Annotated in this window: 13 protein-coding genes; 4 read left to right on the forward strand and 9 right to left on the reverse strand. The window is 70.9% G+C overall.

The features are described from left to right. Positions 1–20 precede the first annotated feature (20 nt). Genes E1289_RS06575 through nagA form a run of 4 tightly spaced genes read right to left on the reverse strand, consistent with a single transcriptional unit; the run spans position 21 to position 2,969 of the window. Positions 21–470, reverse strand: a complete 450-nt coding sequence (locus tag E1289_RS06575; protein WP_131976345.1) for a PTS glucose transporter subunit IIA — start codon at positions 468–470, stop codon at positions 21–23. A gap of 17 nt (positions 471–487) precedes the next feature. Beyond that, positions 488–721: a PTS glucose/sucrose transporter subunit IIB gene (locus tag E1289_RS06580; RefSeq protein ID WP_131976347.1), complete on the reverse strand. Its 234-nt coding sequence runs from the start codon at positions 719–721 to the stop codon at positions 488–490. Positions 722–771: 50 nt separating this feature from the next. After that, positions 772–1,812 (reverse strand): SIS domain-containing protein, encoded by a 1,041-nt coding sequence (locus E1289_RS06585; RefSeq protein ID WP_131976349.1) that lies wholly within the window; start codon positions 1,810–1,812, stop codon positions 772–774. After that, positions 1,809–2,969, reverse strand: coding sequence for an N-acetylglucosamine-6-phosphate deacetylase (nagA, locus tag E1289_RS06590; protein WP_131976351.1), 1,161 nt, complete (start codon positions 2,967–2,969; stop codon positions 1,809–1,811). Before nagA ends, E1289_RS06585 begins: the two co-directional genes overlap by 4 nt. Positions 2,970–3,443: 474 nt before the next feature. Here nagA and E1289_RS06595 point away from each other — a divergent pair, with 474 nt between their 5' ends. From E1289_RS06595 to E1289_RS38025, 3 genes are all read left to right on the forward strand, one after another. Then, entirely contained in the window at positions 3,444–4,184 is a 741-nt protein-coding gene (locus E1289_RS06595; RefSeq protein ID WP_131976353.1) for a GntR family transcriptional regulator, read from the forward strand. A gap of 25 nt (positions 4,185–4,209) precedes the next feature. Next, positions 4,210–5,586, forward strand: a complete 1,377-nt coding sequence (locus E1289_RS06600) for a PTS transporter subunit EIIC (RefSeq protein ID WP_131976355.1) — start codon at positions 4,210–4,212, stop codon at positions 5,584–5,586. A gap of 263 nt (positions 5,587–5,849) precedes the next feature. Next, positions 5,850–6,356: an Rv3235 family protein gene (locus E1289_RS38025; RefSeq protein WP_165970373.1), complete on the forward strand. Its 507-nt coding sequence runs from the start codon at positions 5,850–5,852 to the stop codon at positions 6,354–6,356. Positions 6,357–6,440: 84 nt separating this feature from the next. Here the strand turns inward: E1289_RS38025 and secA are convergent, their stop codons facing one another. Further along, positions 6,441–9,314 carry a preprotein translocase subunit SecA gene (gene secA / locus E1289_RS06610; protein ID WP_131976357.1) on the reverse strand — a complete coding sequence of 958 codons (2,874 nt, stop codon included), beginning with the start codon at positions 9,312–9,314 and terminating at the stop codon, positions 6,441–6,443. Between the two features lie 181 nt (positions 9,315–9,495). On the opposite strand from secA, the gene E1289_RS06615 reads away from it, so the two are divergent. Further along, positions 9,496–9,834, forward strand: a complete 339-nt coding sequence (locus E1289_RS06615; RefSeq protein ID WP_131976359.1) for an HGxxPAAW family protein — start codon at positions 9,496–9,498, stop codon at positions 9,832–9,834. A gap of 339 nt (positions 9,835–10,173) precedes the next feature. Here E1289_RS06615 and E1289_RS06620 read toward each other — a convergent pair whose 3' ends face one another. The 4 genes from E1289_RS06620 to E1289_RS06635 all read right to left on the reverse strand — a co-directional run bounded on the left by E1289_RS06620 (position 10,174) and on the right by E1289_RS06635 (position 14,796). Further along, positions 10,174–11,385, reverse strand: a complete 1,212-nt coding sequence (locus E1289_RS06620; protein ID WP_243712654.1) for a crosslink repair DNA glycosylase YcaQ family protein — start codon at positions 11,383–11,385, stop codon at positions 10,174–10,176. A 58-nt stretch (positions 11,386–11,443) separates the two neighbouring features. Beyond that, positions 11,444–12,148 (reverse strand): response regulator transcription factor, encoded by a 705-nt coding sequence (locus E1289_RS06625; protein WP_207928827.1) that lies wholly within the window; start codon positions 12,146–12,148, stop codon positions 11,444–11,446. A gap of 447 nt (positions 12,149–12,595) precedes the next feature. Further along, positions 12,596–13,240, reverse strand: a complete 645-nt coding sequence (gene raiA, locus E1289_RS06630) for a ribosome-associated translation inhibitor RaiA (RefSeq protein WP_131976363.1) — start codon at positions 13,238–13,240, stop codon at positions 12,596–12,598. Positions 13,241–14,049: 809 nt separating this feature from the next. Further along, positions 14,050–14,796, reverse strand: coding sequence for a phosphoribosyltransferase family protein (locus E1289_RS06635; protein WP_131976365.1), 747 nt, complete (start codon positions 14,794–14,796; stop codon positions 14,050–14,052). Between the last annotated feature and the right edge of the window lie 119 nt (positions 14,797–14,915).

The raw sequence follows: 14,915 nt of genomic DNA on the forward strand, positions 1-14,915 counted from the left end.
CAGCCGTCGATCTCATCGCATCAGCTCCATGTGAACAGTTCGCCGCCTTTGGACACCTCGCCCGACTCCACGACGTCCGACAGGGCGTCGGCGCCGGCGTCCAGCGCCACGACCGCGCAGATCGGCGAGCGGCCGCCCGCCTCGATCGCGGCCGGGTTCCAGCCGACGACGGGCTGCCCGGCGGTGACCTCGTCCCCCTCGGCGACGAGGAGCTCGAAGCCCTCGCCCTTCAGCTTGACGGTGTCGATGCCGAGGTGGACGAGGACGCCGTGGCCTTCGTCGTCCACGACCACGTAGGCGTGCGGGTGCAGCTTGACGATCTTCCCGGTGACGGGGGCGATGGCGTGGCCGGGCCCCCGCTCGGGGTCGACGGCGGTGCCCGGGCCGACCATGGCCTGGGCGAACACCGGGTCCGGGACGCCGGACAGGCCGACGACCCGGCCGGTGACCGGTGACATGACTCGGGTCATGGGAGGGACTCCCTGGGTCAGTCGAGGATGTCCTCGATGTCGGTGGCGATGGTGTCGGCCTCGGGGCCGACGACGACCTGCACGACGGTGCCGCTGCGCATGACGCCGTGCGCGCCCGCCCTCTTCAGCGCCGCCTCGTCGACCTTGCCCGCGTCGGTGACCTCGGTGCGCAGCCGGGTGGCGCACGGCTCGATCTCGACGATGTTGCCGGCGCCGCCCAGGGCGGCGACGATGGCCTCGGCCTTGTCCATGTTCTTCTCCTAGTCGGGGTGGGCCCGGGGGCCGCGAGGGATGTCGAGGCTCAGTCTGTCTGGGTGACCTTGTGCAGGCCACGGGGAACGTCGGGATCGAGGCCGAGCCGGCGCGCCAGGTGCTCCACCATGATCTGGCCGGGGACGATGAGGCCGAGCGGCGCGGTCCATTCGGGCAGCGCCGGGCCGGGCAGCGCGGCCGAGCACGCCTCCGCCAGCCGGGGGCCGCCGCCGACGCCGTACGCGCGGCCGCCCGCGCCCTCGACCCGTTCGGCCAGCGCGACCGTGCCGGCGAGCGTGGGGCCGGAGTCGGCGGCCACCAGCAGCGCGGGGGTCCGCCCGTCCACGACGGCGATCGGGCCGTGCAGCAGGTCGGCGTACGACAGGCCCATGGCGTGCAGGTAGCACGCCTCCTTCATCTTCAGCGCGAGTTCCAGCGCGGTGCCGAACGCGATGCCGCGCCCGGACACCACGGCCCCGGGGACCGCCGCCAGCGCCTCGACGATCTCCGGCAGCGCGGGGGACTTCTCGGTGCGCTCGATCAGCCGGGCGACCTCGTCCGGGACGCGGCGCAGGTCGTCCGCGGGCACGGCCGCGCCGAGCCCCAGCCCGAGCACCGACAGCGCGGCGAGCTGGGTGGTGTAGGTCTTGGTCGCGGGGACGGCGATCTCGTCCCCCGCCCGCGTGATCAGCGCGACCTCGGCGGCCTCGGCGAGCGGGGAGCCGGCGCCGTTGGTGACGGCGACGGTCCGGGCGCCGCAGGTCGCGGCCCAGTCGAGCGTCTCGACGATCTCCGCGGTCTTCCCGGACTGGCTGATCGCCACGGCCAGCACACCGGCCAGGTCCAGCCGGCGCCGGTAGGTGGTCGCGATCGACGGCGCGGCGAGCGTGGCCAGCCGCCCGGTGTGCGACTCGACCAGGTAGCGCCCGTACACCGCCGCGTTGTCGGACGAGCCGCGGGCGATGAACAGCACCTGCCGCGTCTCGCCGGCCAGCGCCGCGAGCTCGGGGAGGCGGGGCAGCAGCGCGTCGATCGTCCGGGCCAGCGCGTCCGGCTGCTCGCCGATCTCGGCGCGCATCTGACTGGTCATGATCCCCCTCCGAAGACTTTCTCCCCGCCGACCCAGGTGGCGAGCGCCCGGTGGTCCGGGCCCAGCCAGACGAGGTCGGCCGCGGCGCCCGGCGCGATCCGGCCGAGGTCGGGCCGGCCGATCAGGTCGGCCGGGACGCGGGTCGCGGCGTCGACCGCCGCGGCGATGCCGACGCCGACGCCGACCGCGTTGCCGACCGCCTCGTCCAGCCGGAGGCCGGAGCCGGCGATCGTGCCGTCGGCGCGCAGCGGCGGGCCCTGCTCGGGCATCGTGATGGGCTCGCCGCCGAGATCGTAGGTGCCGGGCGGCATCCCGGCGGACGCGGCCGCGTCGGTGACGAGCACGACCCGTCCCGGCGCGGCGCGGAACACCAGCGCGGCGGCCTCCGGCGCGACATGGTGCAGGTCGAGGATCAGGCCGGGGCTCAGCCGGTCGTCGATGAGCGCCTGCACGGCCACACCGGGGTCGCGGTGGTGGACGCCGGTCTGCGCGTTGAAGATGTGGGTGACCTTGCGGGCGCCCGCGTCGGCCGCGGCGCGGACCTGCGCGGCGGTCGCGTCGCTGTGCCCGACGCTGACCAGGACCCCCGCCTCGGTCAGGGTGCGGATCGCCGCCATCGCGCCGTTCCGCTCGGGCGCGAGCGTGAGCAGCTTGACCAGCCCCGTCTCCAGCAGCGCCGCGATCGCCTCGGGCGCCGGGTCGGTCAGGTGGAGCGGGTTGTGCGCGCCCTTGCGCTTCTCCGACAGGAACGGGCCCTCGATGTGGACGCCGAGGACGCGCGTCCCGGCGGGCAGGCCGGGCAGGAGGTCACGGGTGCGGCGGAGCGCCGCGGCCTGCGTCTCGACGGGGGCGGTGATGAAGGTCGGCAGGAACGCGGTCACGCCGGTCTCGGGAAGGCGGGAGACGACGGTGTGCCAGCCGGCCTCGTCGGCGTCCACCATGTCGTACCCGAAGTAGCCGTTCACCTGAAGGTCGACCAGGCCGGGCGCCAGCAGGCCCTCGGTCAGCTCGACGTCGGGGGTGCCGGGCGGGGGGCCCGCTCCGGCTTCGGCGATCACGCCGTCCGCCACGCGGACGAATCCCGGGGAGAGCACGCGGGTAGGGGCCCCCTCGGGGGTAATGATCATGTTGGTGGCCGTGATCAGTAGTGATGCCATGGCTCCGCGCACTCTCCGCGACACGACGAATCGCTGGTCATTCCGTCCGGTTCCACTGGTCTAGTCCGGACTAGACCAGTACGCACCATACTCCACGGATCAGCGGGAGCCGCAAGATGTCGGAGGCCACGATTCCGGCAGCGGGCCGGGGAGCGTTCCACGCCGCCAGGTGCCGCGCGCTTCCGGGGGGCCGCCTCCGATGTGACGGCGGGCCACCGGGCCCCGCCACCCTGCCGGAAAACGGACGGGACGTCCGGGATGCGGTTCTGACCTGGGAGTTCCTGCGATCGGACGGTCGACATGGCGTGATCCGGTCGTTACGAATTCGTGCATTGACATGAGTTTCGATCCTGTGGTCTAGTCCGGCCTAGACCAGTACAAACCCCCGAACACCCTCCGAAGCTTCAAACAACCCCATACCCGTCAAAATCCTGCGAATCCCATCGATCCGGCCCGCGGCCGTCGAGGACCCTCGTGACGACCATCGATCCGCACAGTCCCGTGCCGAAGTACTTCCAGCTCCGCGCGATCCTGCTCGACCTGATCGAGACCGCGGAACTGCCCGTCGACGCCCCGATCCCGTCGGAGCGCGAGCTGTGCGCCAGGTACGAGCTGTCCCGCATGACCGTCCGGCAGGGGGTCGACCAGCTCGTCTCCGAAGGCCGCCTCTACCGCGTCCCGGGCAAGGGCACCTTCGTGGCCCGCCCCAAGATCGAGATGCCGCTCCGGCTCGTCTCGTTCACCGAGGACATGCTCGCCCGCGGCCTGCATCCCGGCGCGATCGACCTGGACCGGCGGACGGTCCCGGCGGACGCGCGCCTCGCCCGGATCTTCGAGGTCGAACCCGGCACCGGGATCCACGTCATCGAACGCCTGCGCACCGCCGACGGCGAGCCCATGGCCGTGGAGCGCTCCCACATCCTGGCCTCGCTCGCCCCCGACCTCCTCGACCGCCGCCTCGCCGACCGCTCGCTCTACGGCGTGCTGGAGGCGGTGTACGGGCTGGTCTTCGACGCCGGGGACCAGACCATCGACGCCAGCCTGGCCGACGCCGCCGACGCCAGGCACCTGCAGATCCCCAAGGGCAGTGCCGTGCTGCTCCTGCAACGCCGCTCGTACACCGGAGGTGTGTGCGCCGAGCTGGGCGTGTCGACCTACAGGGCGGACCGCTACCAGATCCACACGGCCCTCGGAAACCCCCCGCCGCACTCCTGAAAAACCCCTGAGGAGGAATGTCGCGATGACATCGACGACAGTGGATTCCGCACCACGCCGAGGGTCCAGCGCCCTCGCGGTGCTGCAGCGGATCGGCCGCAGTCTCATGCTGCCGATCGCCGTGCTGCCCGCCGCCGCACTCCTGCTGCGCTTCGGCCAGGCCGACATGCTCGGCGACGACGGCCTCGGCTGGACTCGCGTCGCCGAGATCGTCGGCGAGGCCGGCAACGCGCTGTTCGCCGCCCTGCCGCTGCTCTTCGCGGTCGGCGTGGCGATCGGTTTCGCCAAGAAGTCCGACGGCTCCACCGCCCTCGCCGCGGTCGTCGGGTACCTGGTCTTCGACCGCGTGTCCAAGATCATGTTCTCGCACACCGAGGAGCTCAAGGGCAACGTCACGATCACCACCGTGACGGACGGGGCCGAGGCGCAGGTCATCAACTGGGGGGCGACGAACCCCACGCAGGTGCTCGGCGGCATCCTCATGGGCGTCACCGCCGCCCTGCTGTACCAGCGCTACTACCGGATCAAGCTGCCGACCTGGCTGGCGTTCTTCGGCGGCCGCCGCTTCGTGCCCATCGTCACCGCCCTCGCCGGCCTCGTGATCGGCATCCTGATCGGCTTCATCTGGCCCATCCTCGGCAGCTGGCTCACCGACTTCGGTGAGTGGATCACCGGGGCGGGCGCCGCCGGCGCCGGCATCTACGGCGTCATCAACCGGCTGCTGCTGCCGTTCGGCCTGCACCACATCCCGAACTCGCTCATCTGGTTCGTGTTCGGCACCTACGAGGGCCCGGACGGCACCGTCACCGGCGAGATCAACCGCTACCTGGCCGGCGACCCCGACGCGGGCGGCTTCCTCGCCGGGTTCTTCCCCGTGCTGATGTTCGGCCTGCCCGGCGCGGCCCTCGCGATCTGGCGCGCCGCTCCCCCGCACCGGCGTCCCGCGGTCGGCGGCCTCATGGTCTCCGCCGGGCTCACCGCGTTCGTCACCGGCGTCACCGAGCCGATCGAGTTCGCGTTCATGTTCGTCGCGCCCATCCTGTACGGGGTGCACGTCGTGCTCACCGGCATCTCGATGGCGATCCTGGAGGCCGCCGGCGCCCAGCTCGGCTTCGGCTTCTCCGCGGGCCTCATCGACCTGCTGCTGAACGCCCGCAAGGACAACACCGAGGGGCTGTGGCTGATCCTCGGCCTGGGCGTCGTGTACTTCTTCCTGTACTACTTCGTCTTCAAGTTCATGATCGAGAAGTTCAACTTCGCGACGCCCGGCCGGGAACCCGAGGGCGAGGAGTCGTCGGCCGTCGACCCCGCCGCCGACCCGGAGATGGCCGGTGCCGGATCCGCCAAGAAGGAGCGCAAGGAGCCGGGCGGCGAACCGAAGGAATCCGCCGCCGACGGCTGATCCCCGGGGCGCCGCGGTCCCCTCATCCCCGCGGCGCCCCCACCCGGGCCGGTCAGCCCACCGGCCCGGCTCCCACGGGTCCCGGACTCCCCGCACGGTCCGGGACCCGCTCCCAGGCGGCGGGACGCCCCGGGCGTCCCGCCGCTTCCCATGTCCGGACGCGGCGGCCGTCCCGCGCGTTACCCGGCGGGCCGCATGTGGCCAGGACGTATTTATCGCGGGCCGCGCGACTCCTGTCTGCACACCGAGCCAGGAGGTATCGCATGCGTCCACGTCCAGCCACGCCCTCCGCCGTCCGGTTCATCCGGTACCGCGGCGCCCCGTCCGGCGCGGCGACCCGCGGCGCGCTGGCGCTCCGCCCCTCCGCACCGCCCCCGGCCCGGCCCCCGGGACTGCGGCTCGTGCGCCCGGCGGACGGGGTCGACGCCGAGGTCCGCGCCGTCGCGGACGCGGCCGTGCGGCTCGTGGTGGAGATCCTCGCGGGGACGCGCCCGGCCGCCCAGCTGTCCCTGGTGGCCGTCCAGCCGGTGTGCCGGGAGATGGCCCGGCTCCGCTCCGCGACCCGGCGCGGGGCACGGATCGTCCCGCCGAAGGTGCTGTCGACCAGGCTGCAGCGCCCCGCCCCCGCGGTCGCCGAGACGACCGCCGTCGTGGTCATCGCCGGCCGCGTGCACGCCCTGGCCCTCCGCCTCGACCACGCCCGCGGCCGCTGGCGCTGCACGGCCCTCGAAACAACGGCCCCCGGCCCCCAAGGCCCCCCGGTCCGTTGACCTGCGGCTTGTCGAGCCGGTGGACGGGCCCGGACATGCGGAAGCGGCCTCCCGATCCCGGGAGGCCGCTTCCGCGGTGTGTTCCTACTTGTTCTTGTTGCGGGGGTCGCCGTGGCACCGCTTGTACTTCTTGCCCGAGCCGCAGGGGCACGGGTCGTTGCGGTTCACGCCCGCGTACTCGTCCTTGGTCTCCTCGGTGTGGTGCTCGACGCCGCCGTCACCGTCGATGGTCGGGGCCGAGTAGTCCAGCTTCTTCGGACGCGACGGCTTCTCCAGCCCCTTCGCCTTGATGGCGGGGGCCTCGTCGGCCTCCTCCACGTCGTCGGAGGGGGCGGTGTCCTCCTCCGCGCCGGTGGCGGGAGCGGACTTGGCGACCGACACGGGCTTCGCGCCGACGGCGGGGGTCTCCGGCTGGTCCTCGACCTCGACCTCAAGGTTGAAGAGGTAGCCGACCGACTCCTCCTTGATGCCGTCGAGCATCGCGTTGAACATGTCGTAGCCCTCGCGCTGGTACTCCACCAGCGGGTCGCGCTGCGCCATGGCCCGCAGGCCGATGCCCTCCTGGAGGTAGTCCATCTCGTAGAGGTGCTCGCGCCACTTGCGGTCCAGGACCGAGAGGACGACGCGGCGTTCGAGCTCGCGCACGACCTCCGCGCCGAGCTGCTCCTCGCGCTTGTCGTAGGCCGCCTGCGCGTCGTCGCGGATCTTCGCCGCGAGCGTCTCGGCGTCCAGCGCGGAGATGTCGCCGCCCGCCTCCTTCTCCAGGTCCTCGACCGTGATGGAGATCGGGTAGAGCGCCTTGAACGCCTTCCACAGCTTGTCGAGGTCCCACTCCTCGGCGAAGCCCTCCGCGGTGGCGCCCGCGACGTAGCCCGCCACGACCTCGTCGATCATCCGGCGGACCTGCTCGTGCAGGTCCTCGCCCTCCAGCACCTTGCGGCGCTCGGCGTAGATGACCTTGCGCTGCCGGTTCAGCACCTCGTCGTACTTCAAGACGTTCTTGCGCATCTCGAAGTTCTGCTGCTCGACCTGGCTCTGCGCCGACTTGATCGCATTGCTGACGATCTTGGACTCGATCGGCACGTCGTCCGGGATGTTCAGCCGGGTCATGATCGACTCGACGCGGGCCGAGTTGAACAGCCGCATCAGGTCGTCCTCCAGCGAGAGGTAGAACCGGGACTCGCCCGGGTCGCCCTGCCGGCCGGACCGTCCGCGCAGCTGGTTGTCGATGCGCCGCGACTCGTGCCGCTCGGTGGCGAGGACGTACAGGCCGCCCGCGTCGACGACCTCCTCGTGCTCGCCCTTCACGGCCTCCTGCGCCTTCTCCAGCGCCTCGGGCCACGCCGACTCGTACTCGTCGGGCGACTCCAGCGGGGACAGCCCGCGCTGGTGCAGCTCCAGGTCGGCGCGGAAGTCAGGGTTGCCGCCGAGCATGATGTCGGTGCCGCGGCCCGCCATGTTCGTCGCGACGGTGACGCTGCCCTTGCGGCCCGCCTCCGCGACGATCGTCGACTCCTGCTCGTGGTGCTTGGCGTTCAGCACCTGGTGCGGGATGCCGCGCCGCTTGAGCATCTTGCTCAGCTTCTCGGACTTCTCCACCGACGTGGTGCCGACCAGGACCGGCTGGCCCTTCTCGTGCCGCTCGGCGATGTCGTCGACGACGGCCTCGAACTTGGCCTGCTCGGTCTTGTAGACGACGTCCGCCACGTCATCGCGGATCATCGGCTTGTTCGTCGGGATCGGCACGACGCCGATCTTGTAGGTCTTGTTGAACTCCGCCGCCTCGGTCTCGGCGGTTCCGGTCATGCCGGACAGCTTGTTGTAGAGGCGGAAGTAGTTCTGCAGGGTGATCGTGGCGAGGGTCTGGTTCTCGTCCTTGATCGCCACGCCTTCCTTGGCCTCGATGGCCTGGTGCATGCCCTCGTTGTAGCGGCGGCCATGCAGGATGCGCCCGGTGAACTCGTCCACGATCAGGACCTCGCCGTTCATGACGACGTAGTCCTTGTCGCGCTTGTACAGCTCCTTGGCCTTCAGCGCGTTGTTCAGGAAGCTGACCAGCGGCGTGTTCACCGAGTCGTAGAGGTTGTCGATGCCGAGCCAGTCCTCGACCTTCTCGACACCGGACTCGGTGATGCCGACCGTGCGCTTCTTCTCGTTGACCTCGTAGTCGCCGGGGCCGTACTCGTCGACCTGCCCGGCACTGCTGACCAGTTCGGCGCGCTTCAGCCGGGGCGCGATCTTGGCGAACTCCGCGTACCACTTGGAGTTCTGCTCGGCCGGGCCGGAGATGATCAGGGGGGTGCGGGCCTCGTCGATCAGGATCGAGTCGACCTCGTCCACGATGGCGAAGTTGTGGCCGCGCTGGACGCACTCCTCCAGGCTCCACGCCATGTTGTCGCGCAGGTAGTCGAAGCCGAACTCGTTGTTCGTCCCGTAGGTGATGTCGGCGTTGTACGCCGCGCGGCGCTCCTCGGGCGTCATCTGCGCGAGGACGACACCGACCTCGAGACCCAGGAACTGGTGGACGCGGCCCATCCACTCTGCGTCGCGCTTGGCCAGGTAGTCGTTCACGGTGACGATGTGGACGCCGTCACCGGAAAGGGCGTTCAGGTAGGCCGGGAGCACAGCGGTCAGGGTCTTGCCCTCACCGGTCTTCATCTCGGCGATGTTGCCCAGATGCAGGGCGGCTCCACCCATCACCTGGACGTCGAAGTGCCGCTGCCCGAGCACACGCTTGGCGGCTTCGCGTGCGGTCGCGAACGCCTCGGGCAGCAACTCGTCCAGGGTCTCGCCGTCGGCGAGGCGCTCCCGGTACTTGTCGGTCAGCTCGCGCAACTCGGCGTCGCTCATCTCGAGGAAGTCCTCCTCGATCGAGTTGACCTGATCCGCGAGCTTCTTGAGCTTGCGCAGGGTTTTTCCCTCGCCCGCACGAAGGATCTTGTCGATGACTGGCGGCACTCTCGAAGGCTCCTTGCAGATCGTGGTTCACCGCTCCAGGCGGCACGCACACCACACGTACGATGCCCATCGTAGGCGAGACCCAGAATGGTCTAGGTCACTCCGCAGCGCAATCCACTGCGCGTCTCGTTTGACGTTCCGGGCCGCGGAGAGGATGACTCACAGCATGGAGGGAGACGCAATGTCCGGAGAGTCCCACGGGTCACACGCCGGCCGCCCCGCTTCCTGGGTGGCGGTCACCATCATTTTCATCGGATTCGTCGTCGGCGGCGTCGCGCTCTGCCTGGGCCCGACGTGGATCATGTTCTGGGTCGGCGCCGGCATCATCGTCGCCGGTTTCGTCGTCAGCTGGATGGTCCACCTGTTCTCCGACGTGGTCGTGGACGCCCCCCGGGTGCTTCCCGAGATCGTCGACTACTCCGTCTTCGGTACCCGCACCGCGAAGCGCCGCGGCGGCCCCGAAGGCGAGTCCCTGGAAAGCCCCGTGGCGACCGACCCCCAGACATCCCCCCACGGCTGACGCGTGTTCATTGCAGCTCAGGCCCACTGCGCTCGCTGGCGCTCGCTCCGTGACCCGGCCTGGGCGAGCGCGCCATCGCTTCGCGATCTTCCCGGCGGGGCTCGCCTCCGGCTGCGCCCCGCCGGTCAGGTCACGCGCTCGCGTGCGGGGCTGAGCGTCTCGGCCACCTAAGACGCTTGCAGGCTTCGTTCACGCCGTCGCCGCCCGCGTCGTGGCACCTCACCGCCGCGTCCGACCGGATCGCCACCCGCCACGCCGCCGTCTAAGCGGGGTGCTTGTTTCTTGATGGGCGCGCTATAGCGGGACGGTGGTGTGCTCGTCGGTGGCGCGGGGGCGTACTCAGGTGGGTGCCCCGTGCTCGGTCGGGGTGGTGTCTTTCAGGGCGGCCTTGAGTAGGGGCTGGGGGAGGTCGGTGCGGTCTATGTGGATGTTGTCGCAATCGACCCAGGTGGCGGCTTGCCAAAGGGCTTTGGCCAGGGCGGTCGCCGAGGCTTCTGTGCGGGATCGGGTCCGCGTGGCCCAGGGTTCTAGAGAGACCTGGCGGGCGATGAGGGTGCGGCCTTCTCTAGCGGGGTCGACGCGTCCGAGGAGGCGGCCGCCGGACAGGAGCGGCATCGCGAAGTAGCCGTGGACCCGCTTGGCCTTGGGGACGTACGCCTCCAGGCGATGGTCGAAGCCGAACACGCGGGAGGTGCGGGCCCTGTCCCACACGAGGGAGTCGAACGGCGAGAGCAGGGTGGTGACGTGCCTGCCGCGCGGCGGGTCGGCCAGCGCCCCCGGGTCGGCCCAGGCCCGCTGGGACCATCCGGCGACCGACACGGGGACCAGGCCGGTCTCGTCGATCACGCGGTCGACCTGGTCCTGCTTGACGCGGTAGTAGTCGGCGAGGTCCGCGCGGGTCGCCACGCCGAGGGCCCGGCCGGCGCGCGCGACGAGCGCCGTCAGGCAGGTGTCGTCGTCGGGGTCCTGCGCGAGGAGCCGGGACGGGACGGCCCGCTCCGCGAGGTCGTAGACGCGGCGCCAGCCGACGCGCTGGACGCAGACCACCTCGCCGATGTCCAGCAGCCACTCGATGCCGATCTTGTGGTCGCTCCAGTCCCACCAGTCGGCACTGGCCTTGGCGCCCCCCAGTTCCCTGGTCGTGAGCGGACCGTCCGCCTTCAGGCGCGCCCGGATCTCGTCGCAGACGCCCTCGGGGACCTTGTGCCAGCGCCAGCCGCGGCGCAGATAGGCGCGGCGCCGGAACCCGAACAGGGGCCAGTCGTCCATGGGAAGCACGGACGCGGCGTGGGCCCAGTACTCGAACGCCCCTGAGGTGCCGTTCCGGCGGCCCCAGTAGGCGGCCTCGATCGCACTGCGGCGCACCGGGCCGAGGCGCGCGTAGGAGACCAGTTCGTGGGACCTGGCCAGGACCGAGATCGTGTCGAGCTGGACGGCGCCCAGCCGTTCCAGCATCGCCGGTACGCCGCCCTTCCGCCGCGCGCCCAGGAACCCCTGGGCGCGCAGTTGGAGCCGCCGTGCCTCGTCCGCGCTGAGCTCTACCTCGACCACGCCGGTGATATTACGGCACGACACCGACAAAAGCCGATTGCCGGTCGCATCGGACCGCTCAGGTGATCTCCAGAAGTTTCTCCCGGACGGCGTAGACGACGGCCTCCATCCGGGAGTGGAGCTGGAGCTTCTCCAGGATGTTGCGGACGTGGTTCTTGACCGTGTTCTCGGAGATGAACAGCTCCCGGGCGATCTCCCGGTTGCCGAGGCCGCGGGCGACGAGCCGCAGCACCTCCATCTCGCGCTCGGTGAGGCGGGGCGCGGGGACCTGCTGGGTGCGCTCCTCGCTGCGCTTGGCCAGCGCGGCGAACTCGGTGATGAGCTTGGACGCCATCGACGGGCTGATCAGCGACTGCCCGCCGTGCACGGCGCGGACCGCCTGCGGGACCTCGTCGATGGAGATCTCCTTCAGCAGGTAGCCGCTGGCCCCGGCCTTGATCGCCTCGAAGAGGTCCTCCTCCTCGTCGCTGATGGTCAGCATGACGATCTTCGCGCTGGGCGCGGCGTCCTTGATGGCGGTGCACGCCTCGATGCCGCTGCGGCGCGGCATCCTGATGTCCATCAGGACGACGTCCGGCAGCAGGTCGCCGGCCATCTCGACGGCCTCGTGCCCGTCGCCGCCCTCGCCGATGACCTCGATGTCGTCCTCGCCCTGGAGGACCATCTCCAGACCTCTGCGGAACAGCGCATGGTCGTCGACGATGAGCACGCGGATCGGGTCGGCCGTTCCGGGCGGCGGTGCCGCCTCCCGGGCGGCGGGGATGGAGCCGGCGCCGCGTTGCCGGCCCCCGGCCTGCCGGGGTACCGCCGCGGCGTCGCGAGCCTCGGGATTCTCGCTCACCAGAGTCGCGGCGTGGAGGAGACGCCGCTTCCCCCCTTCACTGTTCAGCAGTCTGGATGTACCGGAGGGTTGCTCTCCGACGGGGACGTCCCCGGGAACCCAGGGGCTCCGGGTGCGGACCCACGGGATTTCGGGCCGGGTGTTCCCGGGTGGAACTGCTGTGCGCCCCGGGAGGTTCCCGGGCGGCCGCCGCGGGTCCGGGCCCCCGCGGGGCGTGCCGCCGCGGGGCGGTGACCCGAGAGTCCCGGACCGGGCGAGCGGCGCTCGCGCCGTACCGGAACCCCCCGCGGCCACCGCGCCCGCGGATCGGCTGGTACGCCTTCGCAGATCATTACATGGTTCGGACGGTGACGTGACGCGAGTGCCGCATCACTCTTCGACGAGCCTGATGACTCCGTAGTCCCAGCCTCTCCTCCGGTATACGACCGAGGGGAGCCCATTGGCCTTGTCGCGATACAGGAAAAAGTCGTGGCCGACGAGTTCCATCTCGAAGAGGGCCTGCTCGATGCCCATCTGCTCGGCCTTGTGGAACTTCTCTCGGACGACGAGGGGGCCGTCGCCGTCCATGGGGATGGGGACGAGGTTCTCGTCCTGCGAGACCCGCACCGGTTCCGCCTCTTCGTCGGCGGGTTCGGGCGCGGTCGGCTGCGGTTCGGGGAGCGTTTCGGGGAGCGTCTCCATGGTCGCGAGCTTGGCGCGGCCCTTGCCGCCGTGGCCCTTGCGTCGCTCGGCGTCGCGGCGCAGCTTGGACTCCAGCTTGCCCAGAGCCAGGTCCAGGGCTCCGTACCGGTCGTCCGCGGCGGCCTCGGCCCGGATCACCGGGCCGCGGGAGCGGATCGTGAGCTCGACTCTCTCGCGCTGGTCGGCGAGCCGCGGGTTATGTTCCTCGGACACCTCCACGTCCGCGCGGATCACCTTCTGGTTGAGCCGCTCGATCTTGGCCAGTTTGTTGTCGACATGCCGGCGGAACCTGTCATTGACCTCGGTGTGCCGGCCCCTAACGGTGATGTTCACGCGGGCCCCCCCTTCTCCCGGATACGAGTCGACCTGCCCGGGATCCCTGGCGGAACACGTCCCACCCTCGTGATACGCACCATGTGCCGGCCTTCGGCACATGCGGGAGGGAAAGTGCCCTTCGCCCCGGGCCGGCCCCACAAGACGGTGGGTCGCACCCGCCCGGCCGACCTGGTCTTCGTCCCCACATCCGCCTGCTGAGGGGCTCGCGGCGCTCTCGCCACTACTGCCCTTCTCCCTGCTCGGGGGATGTCGGATCCCCCGACGGGGCAGGACTTACCTCTAAGGCGCACCGTGATCGGTCGACGAGAAGTCGCCTTACGTGGGCCGTTTCGCCTGCGCCTGGCATCGGCTAGCCGGACCACCGGTCGTGCTCCTGACGAGCACTGCGGTCCGACGCAACCACGGACCCGGGCGGGTGCCATGTCAGGAACGCTAACCCCTTACGCCACGAATGTCAGGGGGGTGGCCCGAGGAAAAACTCACTGACCGTCATCGGAACCTGCCCCGGCGAGTACCCGCGCGCTTACCCGAGGCCCCGTCACATGCCGTGAACCCCCGTGTGCGCGGCAGATACGCCCCCGGGACCCCCGCAGGTCAGGTCGGACTGACCCCGCGGTGAGTTTGCCGAATCACCCCTCCCTCTGGGGTGATGTGCCGCAAATAACCCGATACCTCCCCACAAAACCCTGCCCCGACCAACTACCAACCGTAACTACCTGCCCCCCTTCCTCCCGAACGTGAAGAAAGTCACCCACCCCGTTAAGAATCGGTCAACATGCCACTCCGGCCCCCATCAGGCCCGATCATCACCAGAACCACCCGGCCCGCGCACCGCCACGTTTCGAGCTCCCGCGTCGGCGGGGCGTTGCCGCGATGGTGGCGGTGCCCAGCAGGTCGGCTCCTGCCTCGCGGAGGGCTCGGGCCGCTTCGGTGAGGGAGGCGCCGGTGGTGACTACGTCGTCGACCAGGACCACCGTGCGGCCGGCGAGCTCGGCGTGTGGGGTGACGTCGAGTGCGCCTTCCAGGTTGGCGGTGCGTTCCGCCGCGGTGAGCGCGGCCTGGTCGGCCACCCGGACGCGTTGCCTCAGGGCGTCCACCGGGGTCACGGGTACGCCCGCCGTCCGCAATCGCTGCGCCGCGACGTCCGCCAATCCCCGCAGGGTGTCGTGGCCGCGTCGGCGGGTGGCCCCGCGCCTCGACGGCACCCACACCAGGGACGGCGGGTCATGCCCCAGATGCGCTCCCGGTGTGTTCGGTGAGGAGAGGTGGTGGGGAGTCAGGGCGGCTTGGACGGCTGTGGCCAGGGCCGCGCCGAGCGGGACGGCCAGAGCCGTGCGCCCATGTTCCTTGTAGGCGGCCAGGATCGCCCGTAGCGGGCCCTCGTAGGCGGTCACGGTCCACGGGGGCGGCAGGCCCTCAAAGGCCGTCCTGGCGGGTCTCGCGGGGCCCTGGAGGGGCAGTGCGCACGCGTCGCAGAGGAGGACGGGAGCCGCACCGCATCCGGCGCAGTGCTCCGGGAGGATCAGGTCGAGCAGGTCCGCGATGAGGTTCATGCCTCGACGATGCGGCCGCGGGTCGGCACCCGTCCCGAAATCCGCGACCTGTGGATAACCCGGCGCATGGACCAGGCCCGCCCCCGAACCGGGCGGGCGCCACAGGGCCGGGACGTATC

This window comes from Actinomadura sp. 6K520, from assembly GCF_004349245.1.
In the GTDB taxonomy this organism is placed as follows: domain Bacteria; phylum Actinomycetota; class Actinomycetes; order Streptosporangiales; family Streptosporangiaceae; genus Spirillospora.

What these genes read in the sequence shown, in the direction of transcription:
- nagA (WP_131976351.1), bottom strand. Translation starts at nt 2,969, where the DNA reads ATGGCATCACTACTGATCACGGCCACCAACATGATCATTACCCCCGAG.
- E1289_RS06600 (WP_131976355.1), top strand. Translation starts at nt 4,210, where the DNA reads ATGACATCGACGACAGTGGATTCCGCACCACGCCGAGGGTCCAGCGCC.
- E1289_RS06615 (WP_131976359.1), top strand. Translation starts at nt 9,496, where the DNA reads ATGTCCGGAGAGTCCCACGGGTCACACGCCGGCCGCCCCGCTTCCTGG.
- E1289_RS06575 (WP_131976345.1), bottom strand. Translation starts at nt 470, where the DNA reads ATGACCCGAGTCATGTCACCGGTCACCGGCCGGGTCGTCGGCCTGTCC.
- E1289_RS06585 (WP_131976349.1), bottom strand. Translation starts at nt 1,812, where the DNA reads ATGACCAGTCAGATGCGCGCCGAGATCGGCGAGCAGCCGGACGCGCTG.
- E1289_RS06635 (WP_131976365.1), bottom strand. Translation starts at nt 14,796, where the DNA reads ATGAACCTCATCGCGGACCTGCTCGACCTGATCCTCCCGGAGCACTGC.
- E1289_RS38025 (WP_165970373.1), top strand. Translation starts at nt 5,850, where the DNA reads ATGCGTCCACGTCCAGCCACGCCCTCCGCCGTCCGGTTCATCCGGTAC.
- E1289_RS06580 (WP_131976347.1), bottom strand. Translation starts at nt 721, where the DNA reads ATGGACAAGGCCGAGGCCATCGTCGCCGCCCTGGGCGGCGCCGGCAAC.